Raw genomic sequence first — 22,148 nt, 5'->3', positions numbered from 1 at the left:
ATGGTCGGTTTTCTTATGATTGGCTTTTTAGCCCTTATAGTGGTATTTGGGGTCAGCCGCCGCCGTGAACAGCACATCGGTTGATGAATTTAACGCCGTTTCTGCCGAGTCTTGCACCACACCAATAATAAAGCCAATCGCTACCACCTGCATGGCAATGTCATTAGGAATGCTAAATAAATTGCTCGCCATCGGAATCAGTAGCAGTGAGCCACCTGCCACACCCGATGCACCACAAGCCGCCAAGCTACCAATGATGGCAAGCAACAATGCCGAACCAAATGACACATCAATACCTAGTGTATGAGCTGCCGCCAAGGTCAGCACATTGATGGTAATGGCAGCACCTGCCATGTTGATGGTCGCCCCCAAAGGAATGGTTACTGAGTAGGTCTCCTCATTGAGTCCAAGTTTGCGTGCAAGATTCATATTTACAGGAATGTTTGCCGCCGATGAACGAGTAAAAAACGCCGTTACACCTGATTCACGCAGACACGCCAACACCAGCGGATAAGGATTGCTTCGAGTCATGGCAAAGACAATGATGGGGTTTATCACCAAAGCGATGAATAACATACAACCCACCAACACCGCTAGCAAATGAGCATAGCCAAACAATGCTTCAAGTCCTGTTTCAGCGACGGTTACCGCCACCAATCCAAAGATACCAATTGGAGCAAAGGCGATGATCCACTTGACCACGCTTGTGATGGCACTGCTTAGACTGGTTGCCACTTGGCGAGTAGCCTCACTGACATGACGCAGTGCCAAGCCAATGAGTATCGCCCAAGTCAAGATACCCATGTAGTTCGCCTCTGCCAATGATTTGACAGGGTTTGCCACCAGATTCATTAGTAGCGTAGTCAAGACTTCCTTCAGATGCTGTGGTGGCGTCTGCTCCATGCCCTCTGCCGCTACGAGTGCAAGCTCTGTTGGAAAAGCAAAACTTGCCACAACCGCTGTCAATGCCGCAGTAAATGTCCCTACCAAATACAGAATAAACACAGGTTTGATGCGTAAATCGCCACCGCCACGATGAGAAGTTACCGCTGCAATCACCAAGAAGAATACCAAAATCGGAGCAACTGCCTTTAACGCACCCACAAAAATCGACCCCAAAATGCCGACAGCCGCACCAACCGAAGGCAACACCGCCCCCACAATCGCCCCAAGCACCAACCCCAAAATAATCATGGGTACTAGTCCTGCTTTTAGATAGGCGTTTACCAAAGCACGCATACAAACTCCTGCTTAATATTGATCAATGAGCCAACATGTACTCATTTACTTTTAAGTATTTAAAGATTCAAAAAACCCAACATTCTACCACATCAATCGTCATCCACTGCGTTTTCCATCATTGAGAAAATTCTGAACAAAAAACATCGTGTTAGGCATACCGATGGTCATTTGACAAAAAACACCATAATTATACCTAATTTTCTTTGATACATTGATACAAAAATACTCACCTTAGCCAAACTAATCGTCATGAATGACCGCCTACAACCAAAAAACGCCCTTATTTAGGCGTTTTTAGAGCAATTAACTAGGCATTGAAAATATATCTAAACTATCTATAATACTATAAAATAGATAGGTTATTAATCATGTATAAACCCAAAGAATTTGCTAAAAAACGGTGTGTCAGTATCTACATTGAGGCGTTGGGATAGAGAAAAACGCCTTGTACCACTTAGAACGGAAACCAACCACCGTGTTTATACTGATGATGATATATTTAAAGTCTTAAATCTTGAAAAGCCAAACAATCAAGGTAAAATCGTTGTTTATTGCCGAGTGTCAAGCCATGCTCAAAAAGACGATTTGCAATCACAACTAGAAGCCATGCAAACCTTTTGTTTAGCACAAGGCATCGCCGTTGATGAATGGCATAGTGAAGTCGGTGGCGGCTTAAACTTTAAACGCAAAATTTTTTTATCACTTATGGACAGAATAGAAATTGGTGAGATAAAAACTTTGTATGTCGCTCACAAAGACCGTCTTGCATGTTTTGGATTTAATTATTTTGAACACATGGCAAACCGCCATAACTGTCAAATTGTGGTTGCCAATCAAGAAAAACTATCGCCACAACAAGAGCTGGTTGAAGATATGCTTGCATCATTCATAGCTTTAGTAGCCGATTGTATGGGCTTAGAAAATACAAAAAACAAGTCAAGCAAATGGTCAAAGAACAGCCATGATATTAGGACACATCATAGAGCTTGCTCCAAATAACAAACAAGCGACATATTTTAAAAAAGCTTGCGGAGTGGCTCGCTTTGCCTATAACTGGGCGTTAAATGAATGGCAAACACAATACGAAGCCGATAAAAAATACCGTAATGATTGCTTAAAAAATGGCATACAAGTTGACAACAGCAAACTTAAAAACCCAAGCCAATTTAAACTAAGAAAACAGCTTAATAGCATAAAAAAGCAAGCATTCCCCTTTATGAGCGAAGTTACCAAATGCTCCCCACAAGAAGCCATTATTCAGCTAGGCAAGGCATTTGACAACTTTTTTAAAGGGCGAGCCAAATACCCACAATTTAGAACCAAAGGCGTGAATGACAGATTTAGCCTAACCAATGACCAGTTCAAAATCATTGGCAAAAAGATAAAAATCCCAAATCTAGGCTTTGTAAAATTAACAGAAAACTTGCGTTTTATGGGTAAATTGATGAATGCTACCGTTTTTAAAAAAGGCGGTAAATGGTTTGTGTCTGTTGGCGTAGAAATCAACAATTTACCAAAATTAAATACCAAAACACACAAAAGTGTTGGCATTGATTTAGGGGTTACAGACTTGGCGGTATTATCCAATGGCGAAAAAGTTAAAGCACCAAAACCTTTAAAAAGCAAACTTAAAAAACTACAAAGATTGTCAAAATCTTTATCAAGAAAACAAAAAGGCAGTAACAACCGTGAAAAAGCGAAAACCAAGCTATCACGATTGCACCATAAAATCAGTTGTGTCAGAAAAGACTTTTTGCACAAATTAACAAGCAAGCTTGTTAAACAATTTGATGTGATTTGTATAGAAAACTTAAATGTCAAAGGTATGGTAAAAAACCGTAAACTAAGCCTTGCTATCAGCGATTTGGGTTTTTATGAGTTTAAAAGACAACTGATTTATAAAGCCAATATACACAATAAAACCGTCAAAGAAGTGGGCAGATTTTATCCAAGTAGTAAAACCTGTTCATGTTGTGGTTTTGTAGTAACTAAAGAAAACTTGACATTAGCAACACGTCATTGGACTTGTCCAAATTGTAAGGCAAATCATGACCGTGATGTCAATGCAAGCTTAAACATTTTAAAACAGGCGGATAAAGTCTTAACTTTATCTTAATTTCAACAAGCGGTAGGTTCTACCGTGTTAGTCTATGGAGCTTATGTAAGTCTTAAGTCAAATGACAAGAGCAATGGGTGATGAAGTAGAAATTAAACGCTAAATTTGCCTTTGGGTAAGTTTAGATAGGTTTTAAGGAACAGTAAAGCATCAATCTGGACAATCATAATAGTTTGATCTTAGAAACCAAAACGCCATTATTATCCGCATAGACATAGTCGCCCTCACAGATACTCACACCCCCAAAATTTAGGGTAATGCCCGTCTCACCCACACCTTTTCTGGTGGATTTTTTGGGAATACATCCTAATGCCTGCACACCCAAATCAAGCACAGCCAATTCATCAACATCACGCACGCACCCATAGACAATCACGCCTGCCCAACCCTGCTCTACTGCCCCTTTTGCAATCATATCGCCAAGCAATGCACAACGCATGGAAGCACCGCCATCAACGACAAGCACTCTGCCCTCACCTTTGGTTGCCAACAGCTCTTTAACACGAGAATTATCCTCAAAGCATTTTACAGTAACGGCTTGCCCGCCAAATGCCAACTTACCACCAAAATTCCTAAAACACTTACCGTCAATGCTTGGGCTGACAACCCCAATATCCTTATCCTCATTTTCGTCCAATAAATCACAAGTAACAAATTCGCTCATCGCACACTCCTTGATAACAATCTATGTCTCATCAATCATCCACCTGCCAATCTTGCCATCAGCTGTGCGGATTTTGCCACATTAGCATCTCCTAACACCTTTGTCAATCATACCTGCAAGCTAGAATTCCAACTGACGCTTCGACTCAAAAGCCATCAGCTCGCCAGTAATAGGATCAATAAAAGACAACGACTTTGCTAGCAGTTGCAACGGTGAACCAAAATCATCAGGTGCTTTATGGCGTACCGTAGGGTAATATGGGTCGTTTTTGATGGGAATGCCCAGATGACTTAGATGCACACGCAACTGATGTAACTTGCCTGTGGTGGGATATAGTTCATACTTTGCCCAGTCGCCCCTTGTCTGAAGATGGGTGATGTGCGTGTGAGAATTGGGCGTGCCGTCTGCCACTTTCATGGTATAAAATGGCTCTTTTCGCACCAGATGTAAGTGCAAATCCAGCGGAAACATTAAATCATGCCTAACAGGTGCTATGGCGTGATAGATTTTTTTGATGTTTTGGCTTTTAAATAAGGATTGATAAAGCCCACGAGTGGCAGGATTTTTACTGATGAGTATCAGCCCTGCCGTTTCTTTATCCAGTCGATGAATGGGCGATAACTTGGAATTGCCACTGTCTTTTTTTAGGCGAGTCAGTAGTGTCTGTTGTACATATTGACCACTGGGTGTTATGGTCAAAAAATGTGGCTTATCCACCACCATCAATTCTTGGTTTTCAAAGATAATTTCATGAGAAAACGGCACAATGATTTCATGTTTTAAAAACCGATAATAATAAATCGTCCGCCCATAGTCATACTCATCATCAATACAAGCAGGCACACCATCATCCCAAAACACCAACCCATCAACAAACCGCTGTCGCCATTCATTAACAGCAATGTGGGCGAACTTTTGGCACAAAAAATCAAAAAGACGCTTTGGTTGCACCACAGCATCCATTTTCTCTAGATAAATCATACTGGCGGATACACCGTCTAGCATGGGCAAGTCTTTGGGCTTGGCTGTCATTTTGTTTCTAATGTTGGTTTAGTTTTTGGCTTTAGCATGAGTAATAAAGAGTTGAACCAGTGGTTATCATGGGGGTATTATAAAGTGTTTTATCTATTTTGGGCAACGAGCTTGGCAATGCTTAGCATCTGGCATCAGCTTTTAGCTATATTTATGGCAAGGACAAGCAGGCTTGCCAAGATAGACACCACCGATGTGGTAAACTTCTTGTAAGCATTTTCTTACACAACTTTACGATATTAGCGTATTTTCATACATATCAGAAATTGGCATAATACGCACATCAGCAAGGAGATGGCAAATGGATACGCCACATGGATGAACGCTGATAAGTGATGGATTACAAACATGGAGTAGATGGAAAAGTAAGATAACATAAAGCCACAGGGTTTTCTCTGTGGCTTTATGTTTAATTATAAAATGATGATAAACAATTGCACAACCGCCAATATCTGCACACCTTGCTAATTTTGGCAGTTTTTTGATGTCATTTTTGATATAATGGCTCACTAATCACTCTCTTAGATTTGACCAAACATTAAAGGTATGTTATGAACGCACAAACCCAATCCGATGAACTTGATGTCAATTTTGATGAACTAGACTTTGATGTCATGCTAGGCGACTTTGCCGACAGTGCAGTCAGTGGCGGTTTTGACAGCGACACCGCTATTGATGATTGTGAAGGCGGTGCATGTAAAATCTAATCAATAGCCCCACCAAAAAATCCTTTAAGATGCGAATTTTAAAGGATTTTTTATTCTTCGCTCTCTTCGTCCAAAAGCAACCCATAAACCCCAAGACCACCGCCAAATTCACTCACTTTTTCGCTATCCATCTGCACACTCATCACGACATCAGCACCATAATCCACCGATAAAATCTCACCGTCCATTTGCCCAACCAAATAACGAACTTGGGCTTCGTGAGCAAAGGTGGTGGCAACGGTCAGCACAGATTTAGGCACAAAGATGGTCAGTGCCATCTCATCTACCACCAGTTGTGTTGCGGTCGCATAGGCTCGAGTCAACCCCCCTGCCCCAAGCTTAATCCCCCCAAAATATCGCACCACCACGACCAACACATTACCAATGCCCTTATGTTGCAAAACATTTAAAATCGGTCTTCCTGCCGTACCATTTGGCTCACCATCATCATCAAAGCCTGCCGATGTGGTGTTATGTGGATCACCGATGATATAAGCGGTGCAATGATGGCGAGCATCAGGATAGGTCTGGCGTAAATGTTCCACATGAAACATGATATCGCTTTTATTGTTAATGGGATAAGCAAAGGCGAGAAATTCGCTCTTTTTGATTTCATAGACAGCTTGGCAGGGGATAGCAGGAGTGTGATAGGTCATTTTTTATTTGTTAATCTGGGTAAATATGATAGACTAAGGCTATTTTAACCCATTATTTTACTTTATTTAAGCGATAAAAATCATGAGACTTGATAAATTTCTAAGCAAAGCGACTGGGCTGTCTCGTAGTGAGTGCAAAAAGATACTCCACCGAGGCGAGGTTACCATCAATGACGAAATCAACAAAAATGGTAGCACGCACATTGGCGTAGATGATGAAGTGTTGTGGGCGGGCGAACCCTTATCCGTGGCGGACGGCAACCGCTACATTCTGCTATACAAACCAGATGGATTTGAATGCACCCTAAAAGCCAAAGAATACCCTATCGTAACCGAGCTGATCGCTGTGCCAGAAGTATCAAGTTTACGCATCGCAGGACGGCTTGATGTTGATACCACAGGAGCATTGCTCCTATCAGACGATGGGGCGTGGCTACACCGAGTTACTAGCCCCAAACGCCATCAGCCCAAACGCTATGAACTCACCCTTGCCGACCCCATGACTGCCGATGAACAAGCGAACGCCATCAAGCAGGTGGCAAATGGCATCTTATTAGAAGGTGATGATGTTAAAACTCGTCCTGCTCAGCTGTCTTTTAGCGATGAGACACACGCTACTTTGATACTCACCGAAGGCAAGTATCATCAGGTCAAACGCATGATGGCGTATTTTGGTAATAAAGTCATCGAGCTTCACCGAGCCAGTATCGGTGCAATCAACCTAGACGGTCTAGAGATGGGCGAATGCCGATTTTTGACAGCAGAAGAAGTGGCACAGTTTTAATAGTCAATATCATCAATTAAACACTTACGCACAATATTTATTAGTGACACATATGAAATCTATGAACATCATCAAGTCTATACTTGCAAGTCTCATTATCATGGCAAGCATTCACACCGCCAACGCCGCACCAACGCATGACGATATCCGCCGTATGCTCTTTGATGCAGGGCTGATTGTACCGATTGCAGATATTAGCCCAAGCCCCATCACATCACTCACACAGATTCGTTTGGCAGGTGATCAAGAACCACTACTCATCACTGATGACCTAAGCTACATCATTGGTGGCAACATCGAACCAAACCCAAGCCCAATCACCCCCATCAATGGACAAATCAGCTCAGGAAAGGCAGGTACACCCATCAGCAACACCCATAAAACCGCCTTACTGAACAACATGACCGCTCTAAAAAACATCAATGAGCAAAGTATGTTTTATCACACAAATGTTGATGGGCTACTGTGGGGCGTGTCAGGTAGTGGCACGACCTTTTTGGTGAGTAGTGATGGCAAATATTTCATCAATTCAGAGATTTCTGTCATCAAAAATGGTCGCTTAGCAGGTCTTGATGATGAGTTTGAACTCACCAAAAACCGCCATGTTTTTACCCAACTTGATGAGCAAGCCTTAACCACCTACCCTGCCAAAGGTCAACGCCATGCTACTTTATATGTGGCCACGGACATTCATTGTCCGTATTGCAGGATTTTTCATGAAAAAATCCATGAACTAAATAGTCAAGGCATCACCGTCAAGGCCATCGGCTACCCCATCTATGATGAGTCGCATGTTCCTATGGCTAGAATCTGGTGCGAATCTGATAATGACAAGCGAGCTGCACTATTAAGTGCTGCCATGAAAGACATTCACACCGCCCAAGATTGTCAAAGTTTAGACAACAAACTTGCCAGTAACCAACAGATCGCCCACGCCTTAGCCATTTTTGCCACGCCTGCCATTTTTCATGAAAACGGCACACTCTTTGAAGGACAGATTGACACAAGCGAGCTGATTGATTTTGTCAATGCCCAGTAGCTAACGATTGGTGATGTCATCAATCATCCAACGAACCATTGATGAATTGGGCATATTTTTTAATATGGCTGATAAACAAGCAACCTATTCACAACAGCCTGGTTGATTATCCTTTTGTGGTTTTACTGCTTGGTTCAACTTAGTCATTCACCAACTCAGCCTGTGTTGGTGAATGACACATCTACCCGCTTTGCTTCATTTTCATAATTTTCTTAATTTTTCTTATCATCTGCCTTGATAAAACAGACACAACCACCATTAAAGGCAAAACTATCTTGATATTGTGGAATTAACATGAGTAGAGATTTTTATACCGTCCTAGGTGTGGATAAATCAGCAGACGAGAAAGAAATCAAAAAAGCCTATCGCCGTCTGGCAATGAAATACCACCCCGATAAAAACCCAGACGACCCAAGTGCCGAAGAAAAATTCAAAGAAGCCACGATGGCATATGAGGTATTATCCGATGCCCAAAAGCGTGCCAGTTATGACCGCATGGGTCATACCGCCTTTGAACAAGGCATGAATAATGGCGGATTTGGTGGTGCAGGTGGCTTTAGTGGCGATTTTAGCGACATCTTTGGCGATATTTTTGGACAGTTCGGCGGTGGTGGTTTTGGCGACTTTTTTGGTGGTTCTCGTAGCTCTCGTGCTAGCAAGGGCAATGACCTATTATACCGACTGGCTTTAACACTCGAAGAAGCGGTTAAAGGCTGTAAAAAAGAAATCAACTTTAGTGCATCGGTCAGCTGTACCACCTGTCATGGCAAAGGGGCGAAATCAGACGCCGACATCGTTACTTGTACCAGTTGTGGCGGTCATGGTCAAGTGCGTGTACAGCAAGGCTTTTTTGTTATGCAACAGACCTGCCCTAACTGTCATGGAACTGGCAAAACCATCAAGAACCCTTGCCCAGACTGTCATGGCGAAGGCAAACAACAAAAATCTCAGACTCTAGAGGTATCCATTCCCGCTGGTGTGGACAATGGCGACCGTGTGCGTCTAGCAGGCAAAGGTGAGGCAGGCGATACTGGTATGCCAAATGGCGATCTGTATGTAGAGATTCATGTCAAAGATCATGAAATATTTACCCGCAACGGTGCGGATTTGCACATGGATATTCCTGTAGATATAGCCACCGCCGCCTTAGGTGATGAAGTTGAGATACCAACCCTAGATGGTCGCCTAAAAATCAAAGTTGCTGAAGGCACTCAAACTGGCAAACTGCTACGAGTGCGTGGCAAAGGTGTTACAACTGTACGCAGTGGCATGGTGGGCGATTTAATTTGTCGTATCATCGTTGAGACCCCAACCAACCTAAGTGATGAACAAAAAGAGCTGTTGCGTCAATTCAAAGCAAATCTCGGCAAGGAAAATATTGCCAATGCCAAGAAAAAAGGCTTTTTTGATAAAATAAAAGATGATGTCAAAGATTTGTTTGACTAATCTATTGAAACAAGCACGGTAACAAGCCGTGCTTGTTTCAATTTTGCAATCAGTCCATCACTCACCAAAAATCAATATGTGGACACTTATTGTTTATAATTTTTAAAAATAAAATCAAGGGTTTATCAATAAACAAAAAAATATTGGTATTTTTAATATATCACACCATAAACCTTGATTACATAAGATATTTTATATAAAATATCTAGTAGCACACCGCATAGGTGGCTTAGAAAGCACTGCAAGACAACGAGGAGGAACAAAGTGCGTAGCACACCGCATAGGTGGCTTAGAAAAATATTGTTGAACACTTGGAGGTCGAAGCTAAAGAACGCAAGGCAAGAATTACTAAAATACAAGCCAAACAAATATTAATAAGAAAACAACATTATATCCTTAGGTAGCTTTGGTAACCGTGCTTTATGCAACAGTGATTAAATAATTTTTACAACGCCGTCTATATCAATTTTAACTTGTAAAAGTTAAAATTGTTTGTATCATCTTTTTGTCGAGCTAACAGACCCCATCACTTCAAGCCCCAGCAATCGTTGGGGGTTTTTTACCCAATCTTTGCAAAAAAGTGAAGTTTTACAGATTTTCTGTCTTGCTTTTGGGTATTTTTTATTGAATAATAACAAAAAATTTTCCCTAATAAGATTCAACAAAGGATTTTTTATGCTAAAACGCACCCTTCTTGCCACCGCCATTGCCAGCCATATTGCCCATGCTTCTAGTATTCGTGATGACATTGATTTGCAAACCTATCGAGATTTTGCCGAAAATAAAGGCGAATTTGTAGCTGGTGCAACCGACATTGTGATTCGCAACAAAAATGGCGACATCATCGGTACGCTACTGCCAACAGGTGTGCCCGTGCCTGATTTTAGTGCCGCCAATACCAAATCTGGCGTGGTTACGCTCATCTCACCACAGCTAACAGGGACAGTACAGCACAATCCGACCTATGTACTGCTTGGGCAAGACCATCAACAATTTGCCAAAGATCGTTCCAACACCGCCGCTAGCAATTTGCAACTGGTGTACGATGGACTGAGCTTTGGGGCAAATGACAGTCATCACGCCCCAAAAAATCACTATTTTGTCGTCAAACGCAACGACATGGAAAAAGACCTCAATGTACACGGTGTGCATACAAATCGCTACCCAGCAGGTTTTGACAATCGCAAAATCATCAAAACCGAAGATGAAGCAACCGCAAGCGATGCCAATAGCGATTTTTGGACATATTATAGTATGGGCTCTGTGTATGACATTGCCCTACCACGCTTACACAAGCTAGTTACCGAAACCGCACCAACACCAAGCCTAGATGACATGGGCAACTTTAAGGTAGAAAATTACAGTGCTTTTGTTCATGTGGGTGCTGGCGTGCTAGAAATGGTAGACCCAAACACAGGTGATCCTGTGCCATTTCAAGGCGTGTATCCACATCTGACAGACTTGGGCACAAATACTTTTGTGCATGAATTTTTGACCGCAGGTCTGCCCCCTGCCCTAAAACCAGAACTTTCTGTCAATTACAGCAAAAACAACACCGATGCCAACAATCTGTCCTTTTATCTGACTGGCGAAGACACCGATTATCGCAAATTTTATGATGCCAATGACACCCCTATCGTCACACCAGATGGCAAGCGTCTACCCCTAGCCGCTGCCATTCAGCCGGGTGATAGCGGCAGCGGTCTTTATGGATTTAACAAACTGACCCAGCAATGGGAATTGATCGGTTTTGTACAAAGTGGCAATGGCGGTGCGACCAACCAAGACCGCATCAACCGAGTCAATGCGTATAGCGACCAATACACCCTGTTTGACCCATATTTCAAACAACTGACCGAATACAATAATGCCATAGCCCCCCCCCTTACATCGGACGCGCTGGTCTGGCAACAGAAAGAGGACGACACACAGCTTGACGAGACTTTGGTAGAAAAACACAAAGATGTGTACATTGACACCAGTGGTACACTAACACTTACTAGCGACATTGATCAAAAAAGCGGCTCACTTTATATTGGTACAGACGCACCAACCAACCTGCTCATCACAGGCGATAACAAGACGCACACAGGCGGTGGTATCTATGTGGGCGATGGTAGTCATGTGGATTACCAAGTTGGTATCAAAGAAAAAATCACTGTGTACAGCCAGCTTGGGCAAACCGACGAATATCTTGCCAAGCTGGGTGCTGGCACACTGACCATCAGTGGGCAAGGCAACAATCAAGGCGGCATCAGCGTGGGCGATGGCACAGTCATCTTGGATAAAGACGGGCAAGCTGCCAAATATGTAGAGCTGGCCAGCGGTCGTGGTCAAGTCATTCTCAACCGTGCCAACCAAGTCAAAAACAACGATTTTCGTTTTGGACACAAAGGCGGTGTGCTAGATTTGAACGGTCAATCCATCACCACCGACTACCTGCACAATGTTGACGACGGTGCCAAAATCATCAATAACAACACCCAAGCGGCTTCTACTTTGACATGGCGTTCGTCTCGTGATTTTGTCTTTGACAAGGACAAAAACGGACATTATGCCGTCATTGGCAATGCCCATCTGGACAGACAATCTGGGGCAAATACCGCCAACTACATCGATTTGGGCAGTGATGCCACGCAAGCCCAAAATGCCAAACAAGCCTTGCTGGACAGTCAAGGCGTGATGACCGCTTTTGCAGGTCAGTTGGGCAATACAGAACAACAAGGCGAGCTTAATGTCGTCTTTAATCCCACAAATAAACAGGCAAAATGGCTACTGACAGGCGGTAGTTTTGTCAATGACTTGACCGCCCAAGATGGCACACTTATTTTGGCAGGCAGACCCACACCAAAGGCGTTTGACCATCTTAGCCAAAAAGATTTTGACCCCAATAAAAACACTTGGGTAGAGACACAATATACTGCCAAAACCATCAACGCCAATAATCACGCCACCGTCATGTCGGCACGAGGGGCAAATGCCATCTATGCCAATTTGGTGGGGAAAAACAATGCCAAATTTGACATTGGATTTTTGCCAAACAGTCAGGGCAAACTGTGCGTTCGCTCAGACTATAACGGCTTGATTGACTGCCAAACGCTGTCGCCTACCGACCAGCAAACTCATCGAGTAGATACCGTCTTAAAAGGCGATGTCCATCTTGATGGCAACGCTGGGGCAACCTTGACCGCCACCGATTGGACAGGTTCTATCTTGGGTTCTCAAAACACCAATCTAAAACTCAATCATAGTCAATGGCAGATGAATCAAAATGGCACGATTGGCAATTTGACACTCAACAGTAGTGCCATCAAACTCAGCCAAGATGGCGACTTTCACACCCTAAATGTTTTGGGCGATTTGACAGGCAGTAGCCAGATTTATTATCGCACCCGCATCAAAGACCTACTGGGCGATCAGATTGTGGTGCATGGCACGACCGCAGGTCAGCACACTTTGCACATTGCCAATGACGGTGCAGAACCTGCCGCCCCAAACAGCAAGCTCACACTCATCAAGACACTGGGCAACCAAAACAACCCGACCATAACACTAGCGAACAGTGCTGTGGATTTGGGAGCGTACCGTTATACGCTGGGCAATGACGCACAAGCGTTCTATTTGTACAATCCAGAATTGGACAAACAAGCCGAAAAAGAAAGACTAGAAGCGGAACGCTTAGCAAAAGAGCAAGCAGAGAAAGAGCGTTTAGCTCGTGAAGCAGAAGAAAAGGCTAAGGCTGAACAAGCAGAGCGTGAGCGTTTAGCTCAACTTGAATAAGAAAGACTAGAAGCGGAACGCTTAGCAAAAGAGCAAGCAGAGAAAGAGCGTTTAGCTCGTGAAGCAGAAGAAAAGGCTAAGGCTGAACAAGCAGAGCGTGAGCTTTTAGCTCAACTTGAAAAAGAAAGACTAGAAGCGGAACGCTTAGCAAAAGAGCAAGCAGAGAAAGAGCGTTTAGCTCGTGAAGCAGAAGAAAAGGCTAAGGCTGAACAAGCAGAGCGTGAGCGTTTAGCTCAACAAAAACAAGCTGACATCATCAGCCGTTATACCAATGCTGCGTTGTCAGATTTATCATTGCAGGCGTACGATATTTTATCGCTGAGTCATCGCCTAAGTCAGACTTTACATGGTAATTTGAGCGGTATCTGGTTGCAAGCTGATCATAGTCAAGGCACGCATCAAAGCAATTTATACCGTCCATATGACCGCAAAACCAACAGTCAACAGCTTGGCTTAAGTCGCCAAACGGACAATCTACGCTACGGCGTCGCCATCACGAAACAAAACAGTACCGCTCAACTGGCTGATAGTATGCATACTGAACAAAACAGCATGCTTGCTAATATTTTTGCCAAATATCATTGGCATGATACTGCCTTTATGTTGGATTTAGGCTTTGGTCGCACCAATGCCGTAGTGGCAAGCAATCATAACAAGCGTCATTTTTCAAGCGTTGGCATAGGCATTAATCATCAATTTGGCGAAAAAATCGTAATCTTACCAAGCGTCTATGCTCGCCATCACAAACTTGATGGGGCAAATTATCATCTCAATGGGGCAAATATCGCACTAGACCGCACGCATATCAACCAAATTGGTGGCGATATCCAGCTACAAACCGCCCTAAGTTATGGCACATTGACCATCACCCCAAGTATCGGCTTGGGTTATCAGCATAATCAAGGAATGGGTGTGGTATCGGTCAATAATCATCGCTTTGCACAACACTTTGGCGATGATAAATATGCCAATGTTGGTGTGATGGTGCAACGAGGATTGTTAAATGCCAGCGTGCAGGTTGAACAGCATTATGGTGACGAAACAGATAAGCAAACCAAAGCAGGTATCCGATTGGGCTATACTTGGTAATTGCCATTATCTCACCAAAACATCAATTTTGGCGAGATTTTTTGGTTTTTCATCGGTTTTTTCTTTACAGATACTGATGAAAAACCACACAAGGTTTGTTATAATCAAAACACATCAAACCATCTAATATAAGGACAAAGCATGAATAGCCTAAATATCGGCATCATGGGTGCGTCAGGTCGCATGGGGCGAATGCTACTACAAGCCACCCAAGACAATCCAAACACCACCCTAAAAGGTGCATTTGTGCGTGGTATCTCAAGTCTCATTGGGGTAGATGCCGGTGAGTTTATTGGGACAGGCAAAAATGGCGTTGCTCTAAGCACGCTGGATGTGTCAGGAATTAACGCACTCATTGACTTTAGCTTACCTGAAGCACTAGATGAAGTACTCGCTCAATGCACTACCCATAAGACCGCCCTTGTGATGGGTGTAACTGGTCTTAGTGATGAACAAGAAGCCAAATTACAAGAAGCAAGCAAAACCATTCCCATCGTCTATGCAGGCAACTTCTCAACAGGTGTCAACCTAAGCCTAAATCTACTTGCCACCACAGCCAAGGTATTGGGGTTAGATGCTGATGTTGAGATTATTGAGCATCACCACAAACATAAGATTGATGCACCGTCTGGCACAGCCCTAATGATGGCAAATTCGGTTGCCACCGCTCGTGGGCAAAGCCTAAAAACCGCCCTTGTTCATGGTCGTCAAGGTGCGACCAAACGCAGTCAAGGCGAGATTGGTATGCACGCCATTCGTGGCGGTGAGATTGTCGGTGAGCATACGGTCGAGTTCATCATGAATGGCGAAATCATCGAAATCACACACAAAGCAATGAGTCGCCTAACTTTCGCTGCAGGGGCAGTGCGTGCTGCCATTTGGGCAAGCAAGCAACCAGCAGGTCTGTACGACATGCAAGATGTCTTAGGTTTAAAAGCCAGTTAAATACTGGCTTGCACAGCTTTGACTAGGTTATCAAGTAAATAAAAAAGCGTTCATTATCAAAACGCTTTTTTATTTACTCTTTAATTTTTTGCGGTTGATGAATAAGACCTACTTACCTGACAATTCAATCACCCATAGCTCTGACTGACTGCCCAAACGCAAAGGTATGCCCCAAAAACCATAGCCTGATGATACCACGATGTGTGTGCCATTGATGAGTCTATACCCATAAGCAACACGGTTTAGCATTTTTACAATAAAATTGGCAGGAAACAACTGCCCATTATGCGTATGTCCCGACACCTGCAAATCTATGGGCAACTTGACATTCTCATCGATCTGACTGGGACGATGATCAAGCAGGATTACAGGCTGTAACTGTTGTTGCTGACTAAGCTGACCATACAACTCATCACTGCTTTGTCTATTAAGCACATGATCATCAAAGCGACCAATAATAGAAAGCGGTACACCGCCTGCATAAATGGTCGCAACCTTATCATCAAGCAAAGTCGCTCCTGCCTCACGGATCGCCTGAACAATATCAAGGTAAGCATCGGTATCATACAAATCATGATTGCCCAAACTTGCTACTACGCCATCTGTGGTAGCTGTAACCACTCGTGCAAACGCCGCCGCCATATTCTGTTCGTCATAGGCTTTTGTATCATCGTCCATGATGTCGCCTGCCATGAGTAATAGGTCAACTCGCTCATCTTTTAATAACTCAGATAGTCTATCTAGTTGATTTGCACCAAACAGACTGCCCAAATGTAAATCTGATACCAACCCAATGCGTACAGGCTTTGCCATCGGTTTATCAATTTGCACCGACAGATATCGCACGGTCGGTGTATAGGCATTATAAACTGACAACCCCACCAACACACCAAACACCAAAACAGCAAATACCCTAATCACGGTAGAAAACCGCCCATCAAGCGATAACCTACGCAAGATAAACGATGCCAAAACCACCATCATCACGGTTAGCACGCCAAGCCACAACACCGCCAGATAGCCCACACCAAGGCGAAATTGACCGAAGAACAACACCGCCAAAAACACATTACTCACCACAAAGAACGCCGGCGTGATCCATCGTCTAGGCTTGGCGACATACGGGCGCACCAACCACTCAAGCCCACGACCGACAATAAAAGTAAACAGCTGAAATAAAATGACAATGGCCACCAAAAATAGCATTCGCATCACACACAACCCTCAAAGAATGCCAATGCCCGCTTTGGAATATAATCCATACAAAATGCACGAGTAGCATAATCATAATCAATAAAGCCAATATGACCGCCATGCTCGGTAGTTAGCAGAACAACTTGTGATGAAACATCGCCACACTCCGCCGTTACCCCCAAAAACGGATCGTCTTTAGCGGTGATGATGAGTGTCGGCTTGACTATTTCCTTTAAATAAGGCAAAGCGGACGCTTGACGATAATAATCATTTTTAGAGACAAAACCATGGCGAGGTGCGGTAAATATATTATCAAAATCACCCATACATTTAGCACGCTTTAGAGTAGTGATTTCATCAGCAGTAATCCGATTGTCCAGTGCTTTTTTAATAATAGGATTTAACAGATATGGCGTATAGATTTTCTTGGCAAGCAGTCGATCCATCGCAATCGACGCACTCGCCAAGTCCACAGGAGCAGACACCACCACCGCACGCTCACAGATGGCATCAGTGCCATACTCGCCCATGTATTTGGCAAGGGCATTACCACCTAAAGACACGCCCATCGCATAGATGGTCTGATATTGCTGTTTTAAGATGCCTAAATAATGGTGTAACTCTGCAGTATCGCCTGCATTATAAAATATCTTGCCAGATACCGCCACGCCGCCACACGAGCGAAAATGAGGCACCACAAAATGAAAACCTGCCGTCTGCACCTGCTTAGCAAGCGTTCGTGCATAATGACTTTGGCTTGAACCCTCCATGCCATGAAACAGTACAACCAACGGTTTTTGGTATTTACCATCTACCAAGACATCATCCGCCAGTAGATAATCAAATGCCACATCACTCTCATCCAAACTGTCTTTGTAAAGATGGCGTTCATAATCAAGTGTATCTTTCACCAAAAATTTTGGTAGGATTGTTTGAATGTGTGGGTTTTTTAGCCAAAAAGGCGGAGCAAAAGTTGTATTCATCATCTCTCTTATCATTCCTTAAAAAACAAATCTATAAATCCATCAAGGCAAGGTTTTGCTAAATTTCAATACGCACCTAACCACAGCAGTCCATATCAACATGATACATCAGACACCTTGATTACAAACCATGCCTCCGCACCATCAATGACAAGTTTAACCTGCAAGCCATCTGATAACCCCTTAGGTAGCGTGGTGCGAATATTCCTACCAAAATGCACAAAGCCAACTTGTCCGCCATGCATAGCGACATCAGCACTAATGACAAGTACAGGCAGTGCTTGTTGTTTGGTGTGGCTTTGGGCTTGCTTGAACATCGTCCATGCTTTATCTATTAATATTTTAGCATTTTTAAAAGCACCCTTATCATGCTGCCAATCATACTCCAATGTCTGCCAACGCCGCTCGGTGGCACGCATCAGCTGATGCACCTTGATTTGGGCTTTTTGTAGATTTGCCATAGCTGTGGGCGATTGTTGCAGTTTTTTTCCAATTTGATGAACCGCCTTGCCCATCACACTACAATAAATGGTGTGATAAGCATCATATCTGGCACGACTCTCCACATCTTTTAAAGTGGCATAGGCTTCATTGATAAGCACAATCTCACCACCCTCTCCCACTCTATCAGGATGATGGCGTGTGGCAAGTTTGCGATAAGCACGCTTTATCTCATCTTTGCTTGCTGACTTTGACACACCCAAAACCGCATAATAATCAACAGGTACATCATGTTTCATCACTAGCCACCTTGTTCTAATGACTGCTCTAAGCACTCAAGCTTATCCATCGCCAAAAGTAGTAACTCTTCTACCTCGCCAAGCTCAGATTGTAAATTAGATTGCTCAGATAACAAAGACAACAACCTCTCTTTATTAGCATCATCATATAGGCTTTGGTCGGACAAAGTTTCTTCAACACGACTCAGCTCATCAGAAAGTTTGTCTAGCTGTTTTTCCAGCCTTTCTATTTCTTTACGCAGTGGTGCAGTCTTGGCACGATTTTGAGCCGCCAGTTTACGCTTTTCTTCTTTGGACAGCCCTAATGTCTGATTGGCAACTTTGTTTTGCGTATTTAAACTGACCGTCTTAGCTTGTCTTTGTAATCTTGCGTGTCTTAGATGCTCAGCATAATCAACCATATCGCCAGCGAATTCTTCTGCTCGCCCATCAGCTACCAAGATGAGAGAATCACAAACTGAAGTAATCAATCCACGGTCATGCGATACCAAAATTAACGCCCCTTCAAAATTTTGTAGAGCAAGCATGAGTGCATCTCGCATCTGCAAATCCAAATGGTTGGTTGGCTCATCAAGCACCAGTACATTCGGACGCTGCCAAACGATGAGTGCTAGGGTCAATCTGGCACGCTCACCACCTGAGAAAAGATAGCACGGCGTATCAATCTTCTCGCCACGAAAATCAAAACTCCCTAAAAATGCCCGTAAATCAGCATCTGAGGTTGCCCCTGCTAGCCTACGAAGCAGAATCATCGGCGTGGCATTGCCATCTAACGCATCCATCTGATGCTGATTAAAATACCCAAGTTTTAAAGTTTCTGACACCTTGTATGCACCACCAAGCAATGGCAAATCGCCAACCAACGCCTTAATTAGGGTTGATTTTCCCGCACCATTTGCCCCCAAGATACCCAAACGCACTTCAGGCGTGATTTGTAAATTTACCTTTGTCATGAGCGGTTTGTCATAACCGATGGTGGCATTATCCAGTACAATCAATGGGCTTGCCATATGACTTGGCGGATAAAACTCAAAACTAAAAGCTGAATCCGCCATCACGGGGGCAATATCAGCCATACGCTCTAGCTGTTTGGCACGACTTTGGGCTTGTTTGGCTTTGGTTGCTTTTGCCCCAAAACGGCGGATAAAATTCTCCAAATGTGCTTTTATTGCTTGCTGTTTTTCATAGGCTTGTGCTTGCTGAGAAAGGCGTTCGGCACGAGTACGAATAAATTGACTATAATTGCCTGAGTACAGCGTAATCTTGCCCTGCTCAATGTGCAAAATATGTCCCACCACCGCATCCAAAAAATCCTTATCATGACTAATTAACAATATCAAGCCATCAAACTTAGCAAGCCACTCTTCCAACCACAAAATCGCATCCAAATCCAAATGGTTGGTCGGCTCATCAAGTAGCAAAACATCAGCACGGTGCATGAGTGTACGAGCAAGATTGAGTCGCATCCTCCAGCCACCAGAGAAAGTTGCCACTTCTCTAGTGTGATCACCATCGCTAAAGCCAAGACCTGAGAGAATCTGTGCAGCCTTAGTCGGTATACGAAAGCCATCAATCTCCTCAAACCGCCCATAAATAGGAGCAATCTCTTCGGCGGACAATGCCGATTGATTTTGTAATTTTTGATTTAACTCATACCATTCACCATCACCAGACAGCACATAATCCATCGCTTGTATCTTAGTTGCGTGCACTTCTTGTGCCATGTGAGCAATCTGCCAATCACTTGGCATCTCAACACTGCCCACATCCGTCTGATGCTCGCCCAATAAAGTAGCAAACAAGGTGGATTTACCTGTGCCATTATTGCCTGTCAGACCAATTTTTTGCGATTTGTGTAGCTGTAAATTGACATCGCTAAACAGCAACCTGCCATCACGGCGAACCGACACATTTTTAAAATCAATCATAAAATACTTCCAAACAGTTTGCCATCTATTATAACAGAGACATTCCTTGTATAATTAAAATCTTGCCGATTATGATATAATACCAACACAAAAACAATCAGAGACGACAATGAACAATCTCATGACACTCACGGACAATGCCGCCAAAAAGTTAGCAAAACTAAAGATGGCCGAAAATAATGATTCGCTCATGCTACGAGTCTATGTTACAGGTGGTGGCTGCTCAGGTTTTTCTTATGGCTTTGACTTTGCTGAAGAAGTTGAAGAAGATGATGCCACTTTTTTAAATGGCGATGCAATTTTAGTTGTAGACAGTCTAAGTTATCAGTACTTGCATGGCTCGACCATTGACTATATTGAAGGGCTAGAAGGTTCTCGTTTTGTGGTTAACAACCCTAATGCCACCACCACTTGTGGTTGCGGATCGTCTTTTTCAATTTAAGGCGATTTTTAGTCAAATTTAGATCAAAAATAAAACCTGCTAACTTGCAGGTTTTATTGATTTAATCATGAATTATTTACGCTCATCACGCAATACTACTGGTGAGACAGACAGTCTATAATTAGCGGCAGCTGTTCTTGCACCAATGATGCTTGCCAAGAAAGTTAATAGCGTGCTTATCAACCAGAAAAGACCAGAGTATAGAGCTGCTTTACGAGCAGTATCTTCGGCAACTTGCAATGCTTGTTCCATGGTTGCACGAGCATCAGCAACGGCTTGCTTAGTATTATCAAGATATTCGTGATAAGAAGCTAATGTTTCTTGTTGAACTTCAACAGCTTGAGCTTGATTTAGACCTTCTGCTTGTAAACGGTCAATCAATTCATCGCCAGTCAATACAGTCTCAATCTCATCTGCACGCTGTTTAGCATACTCATCAATATTTTTCCAAGTATCAAGATTGGTAAAATCCATTTGAGCGACATCATTGCGAGTTTTGTTTAACATATCTTCTAGTACATTCACCGTTGCATGTACTTGCGATTGATTAAAAGTATCATTATTCTTGGCAACCCATGCTTCAATATCTTGACGATTGATATTACCAGTTGCTTTTTGATACAGCTCTTCTGCACGGCCTACAAGATTGCCATCTGAATTAGCAGCTACCGCACCAGCACCGGCAACGGTAGCAGCTGTTGAGGTTACAGCACTAGCAGCCCCACCTATAGCATTTGCTGTCGTACCAACCGCATTTCCTGCAGTTCTTACAATACCTGATACGCTGTTCATTGCAAAAACAGAAGTAATCACCACGATCGCAGCTGCGGTCAGAATGCCTGTCAATGTTGCATCTTTTGGTAGAATGTCAGTACCATCACCAAATAAGGCTTCTGGTGCGGAGGCTTTGACAGCAAAGAAGCCAGCCACAAATGCACTCAATAAAGCGGTTACGGCAGCATAAATGCCCGCTGCAATACCTGCACCGCGAAGATCTAGCGATAAAAATGAGCTTAGCACCAATGCTAAGGCTAACATCATCATAGAAACCACAAGACCCATCAAAAGTCCTGCAAGAATACCACGCCAAGATGGGCGTCTAGCCACTGTTGTATGAATTTTCATAATTACTAAAACCTATAAAAAGTGAATAAAAACAATACTTTAGTATTTAATTCATTGTAAATGATTTCTCATGAATTTTCAGTATGCCTTTAGTACACTTAAAGTAACAATATGAAACCCAACCCCCCCAAACATAAACCCCCCACATCTTCCAATGTGAGGGGTTTGAAATAAGATGCTGACGATGACCTACTCTCACATGGGCGAACCACACTACCATCGGTGCTAAGACGTTT

General features: G+C 43.3%; 18 protein-coding genes and 2 pseudogenes. 11 read left to right on the top strand and 9 right to left on the bottom strand.

The genetic code is table 11. The annotated features are described in order from the left end of the window. Positions 1-27: 27 nt before the first annotated feature. Positions 28-1,239 carry a serine/threonine transporter SstT gene (gene sstT, locus ACERC6_RS07795; RefSeq protein ID WP_284673718.1) on the bottom strand — a complete coding sequence of 404 codons (1,212 nt, stop codon included), beginning with the start codon at positions 1,237-1,239 and terminating at the stop codon, positions 28-30. A gap of 371 nt (positions 1,240-1,610) precedes the next feature. Here sstT and ACERC6_RS07790 point away from each other — a divergent pair. Next, positions 1,611-2,207 (top strand): annotated as a pseudogene (locus tag ACERC6_RS07790) (IS607 family transposase). Beyond that, complete coding sequence (locus tag ACERC6_RS07785) at positions 2,204-3,358, top strand: RNA-guided endonuclease InsQ/TnpB family protein (protein ID WP_373628460.1); 1,155 nt, start codon at positions 2,204-2,206, stop codon at positions 3,356-3,358. The pseudogene ACERC6_RS07790 and the gene ACERC6_RS07785 overlap by 4 nt, the downstream one beginning before the upstream one ends. Positions 3,359-3,521: 163 nt before the next feature. On the opposite strand, the gene rraA is transcribed toward ACERC6_RS07785, so the two are convergent. Next, positions 3,522-4,022 carry a ribonuclease E activity regulator RraA gene (rraA, locus tag ACERC6_RS07780; RefSeq protein WP_373628459.1) on the bottom strand — a complete coding sequence of 167 codons (501 nt, stop codon included), beginning with the start codon at positions 4,020-4,022 and terminating at the stop codon, positions 3,522-3,524. A gap of 120 nt (positions 4,023-4,142) precedes the next feature. Continuing rightward, entirely contained in the window at positions 4,143-5,054 is a 912-nt protein-coding gene (locus ACERC6_RS07775; protein WP_373628458.1) for a pseudouridine synthase, read from the bottom strand. A 36-nt stretch (positions 5,055-5,090) separates the two neighbouring features. On the opposite strand from ACERC6_RS07775, the gene ACERC6_RS07770 reads away from it, so the two are divergent. Both ACERC6_RS07770 and ACERC6_RS07765 read left to right on the top strand, forming a co-directional pair. Next, positions 5,091-5,267, top strand: coding sequence for a hypothetical protein (locus tag ACERC6_RS07770; RefSeq protein WP_373628457.1), 177 nt, complete (start codon positions 5,091-5,093; stop codon positions 5,265-5,267). A gap of 338 nt (positions 5,268-5,605) precedes the next feature. Beyond that, positions 5,606-5,761: a hypothetical protein gene (locus tag ACERC6_RS07765; protein WP_284673714.1), complete on the top strand. Its 156-nt coding sequence runs from the start codon at positions 5,606-5,608 to the stop codon at positions 5,759-5,761. Positions 5,762-5,811: 50 nt separating this feature from the next. Here ACERC6_RS07765 and ACERC6_RS07760 read toward each other — a convergent pair whose 3' ends face one another. Further along, positions 5,812-6,417 (bottom strand): YigZ family protein, encoded by a 606-nt coding sequence (locus ACERC6_RS07760; protein ID WP_284673713.1) that lies wholly within the window; start codon positions 6,415-6,417, stop codon positions 5,812-5,814. A gap of 82 nt (positions 6,418-6,499) precedes the next feature. Between ACERC6_RS07760 and ACERC6_RS07755 the strand changes: the two genes are divergently transcribed. The 6 genes from ACERC6_RS07755 to dapB all read left to right on the top strand — a co-directional run bounded on the left by ACERC6_RS07755 (position 6,500) and on the right by dapB (position 15,500). Beyond that, a complete protein-coding gene (locus ACERC6_RS07755) occupies positions 6,500-7,201 on the top strand; it encodes a pseudouridine synthase (RefSeq protein ID WP_373628456.1) in 702 nt (233 codons plus the stop codon). Between the two features lie 52 nt (positions 7,202-7,253). Next, positions 7,254-8,240 carry a DsbC family protein gene (locus ACERC6_RS07750; RefSeq protein WP_373630517.1) on the top strand — a complete coding sequence of 329 codons (987 nt, stop codon included), beginning with the start codon at positions 7,254-7,256 and terminating at the stop codon, positions 8,238-8,240. Positions 8,241-8,534: 294 nt separating this feature from the next. Beyond that, the gene (dnaJ, locus tag ACERC6_RS07745) at positions 8,535-9,686 is read left to right on the top strand and encodes a molecular chaperone DnaJ (protein WP_373628454.1); all 1,152 of its coding nucleotides are present in this window, start codon (positions 8,535-8,537) and stop codon (positions 9,684-9,686) included. 675 nt (positions 9,687-10,361) lie between these two features. Further along, positions 10,362-13,466, top strand: coding sequence for a S6 family peptidase (locus tag ACERC6_RS07740; protein WP_373630516.1), 3,105 nt, complete (start codon positions 10,362-10,364; stop codon positions 13,464-13,466). A gap of 279 nt (positions 13,467-13,745) precedes the next feature. Then, positions 13,746-14,555 carry an autotransporter domain-containing protein gene (locus tag ACERC6_RS07735; protein ID WP_373630515.1) on the top strand — a complete coding sequence of 270 codons (810 nt, stop codon included), beginning with the start codon at positions 13,746-13,748 and terminating at the stop codon, positions 14,553-14,555. 141 nt (positions 14,556-14,696) lie between these two features. Beyond that, a complete protein-coding gene (gene dapB, locus ACERC6_RS07730; RefSeq protein WP_284673708.1) occupies positions 14,697-15,500 on the top strand; it encodes a 4-hydroxy-tetrahydrodipicolinate reductase in 804 nt (267 codons plus the stop codon). Positions 15,501-15,608: 108 nt separating this feature from the next. Here the strand turns inward: dapB and ACERC6_RS07725 are convergent, their stop codons facing one another. The 4 genes and pseudogenes from ACERC6_RS07725 to ACERC6_RS07710 all read right to left on the bottom strand — a co-directional run bounded on the left by ACERC6_RS07725 (position 15,609) and on the right by ACERC6_RS07710 (position 20,345). Then, a complete protein-coding gene (locus ACERC6_RS07725) occupies positions 15,609-16,712 on the bottom strand; it encodes a metallophosphoesterase (protein WP_373628452.1) in 1,104 nt (367 codons plus the stop codon). Further along, the gene (locus tag ACERC6_RS07720; protein ID WP_373630514.1) at positions 16,712-17,677 is read right to left on the bottom strand and encodes a YheT family hydrolase; all 966 of its coding nucleotides are present in this window, start codon (positions 17,675-17,677) and stop codon (positions 16,712-16,714) included. Before ACERC6_RS07720 ends, ACERC6_RS07725 begins: the two co-directional genes overlap by 1 nt. A gap of 542 nt (positions 17,678-18,219) precedes the next feature. Continuing rightward, positions 18,220-18,417, bottom strand: a pseudogene (locus ACERC6_RS07715) (DnaJ domain-containing protein); the annotation flags it as partial. Positions 18,418-18,419: 2 nt separating this feature from the next. Further along, positions 18,420-20,345, bottom strand: a complete 1,926-nt coding sequence (locus ACERC6_RS07710; protein ID WP_373628449.1) for an ABC-F family ATP-binding cassette domain-containing protein — start codon at positions 20,343-20,345, stop codon at positions 18,420-18,422. Positions 20,346-20,454: 109 nt separating this feature from the next. Between ACERC6_RS07710 and erpA the strand changes: the two genes are divergently transcribed. After that, a complete protein-coding gene (gene erpA / locus ACERC6_RS07705; protein WP_284673703.1) occupies positions 20,455-20,787 on the top strand; it encodes an iron-sulfur cluster insertion protein ErpA in 333 nt (110 codons plus the stop codon). 72 nt (positions 20,788-20,859) lie between these two features. On the opposite strand, the gene ACERC6_RS07700 is transcribed toward erpA, so the two are convergent. Beyond that, a complete protein-coding gene (locus tag ACERC6_RS07700; RefSeq protein ID WP_373628448.1) occupies positions 20,860-21,912 on the bottom strand; it encodes a hypothetical protein in 1,053 nt (350 codons plus the stop codon). Positions 21,913-22,148 lie beyond the last annotated feature (236 nt).

It is taken from the genome of Moraxella sp. E33BD, assembly GCF_041807865.1.
GTDB classification, from domain to species: domain Bacteria; phylum Pseudomonadota; class Gammaproteobacteria; order Pseudomonadales; family Moraxellaceae; genus Moraxella; species Moraxella haemolytica.
The sequence above is the reverse complement of the archived record's forward strand: the minus strand, read 5'-3'. Positions and strand labels throughout refer to the sequence as shown.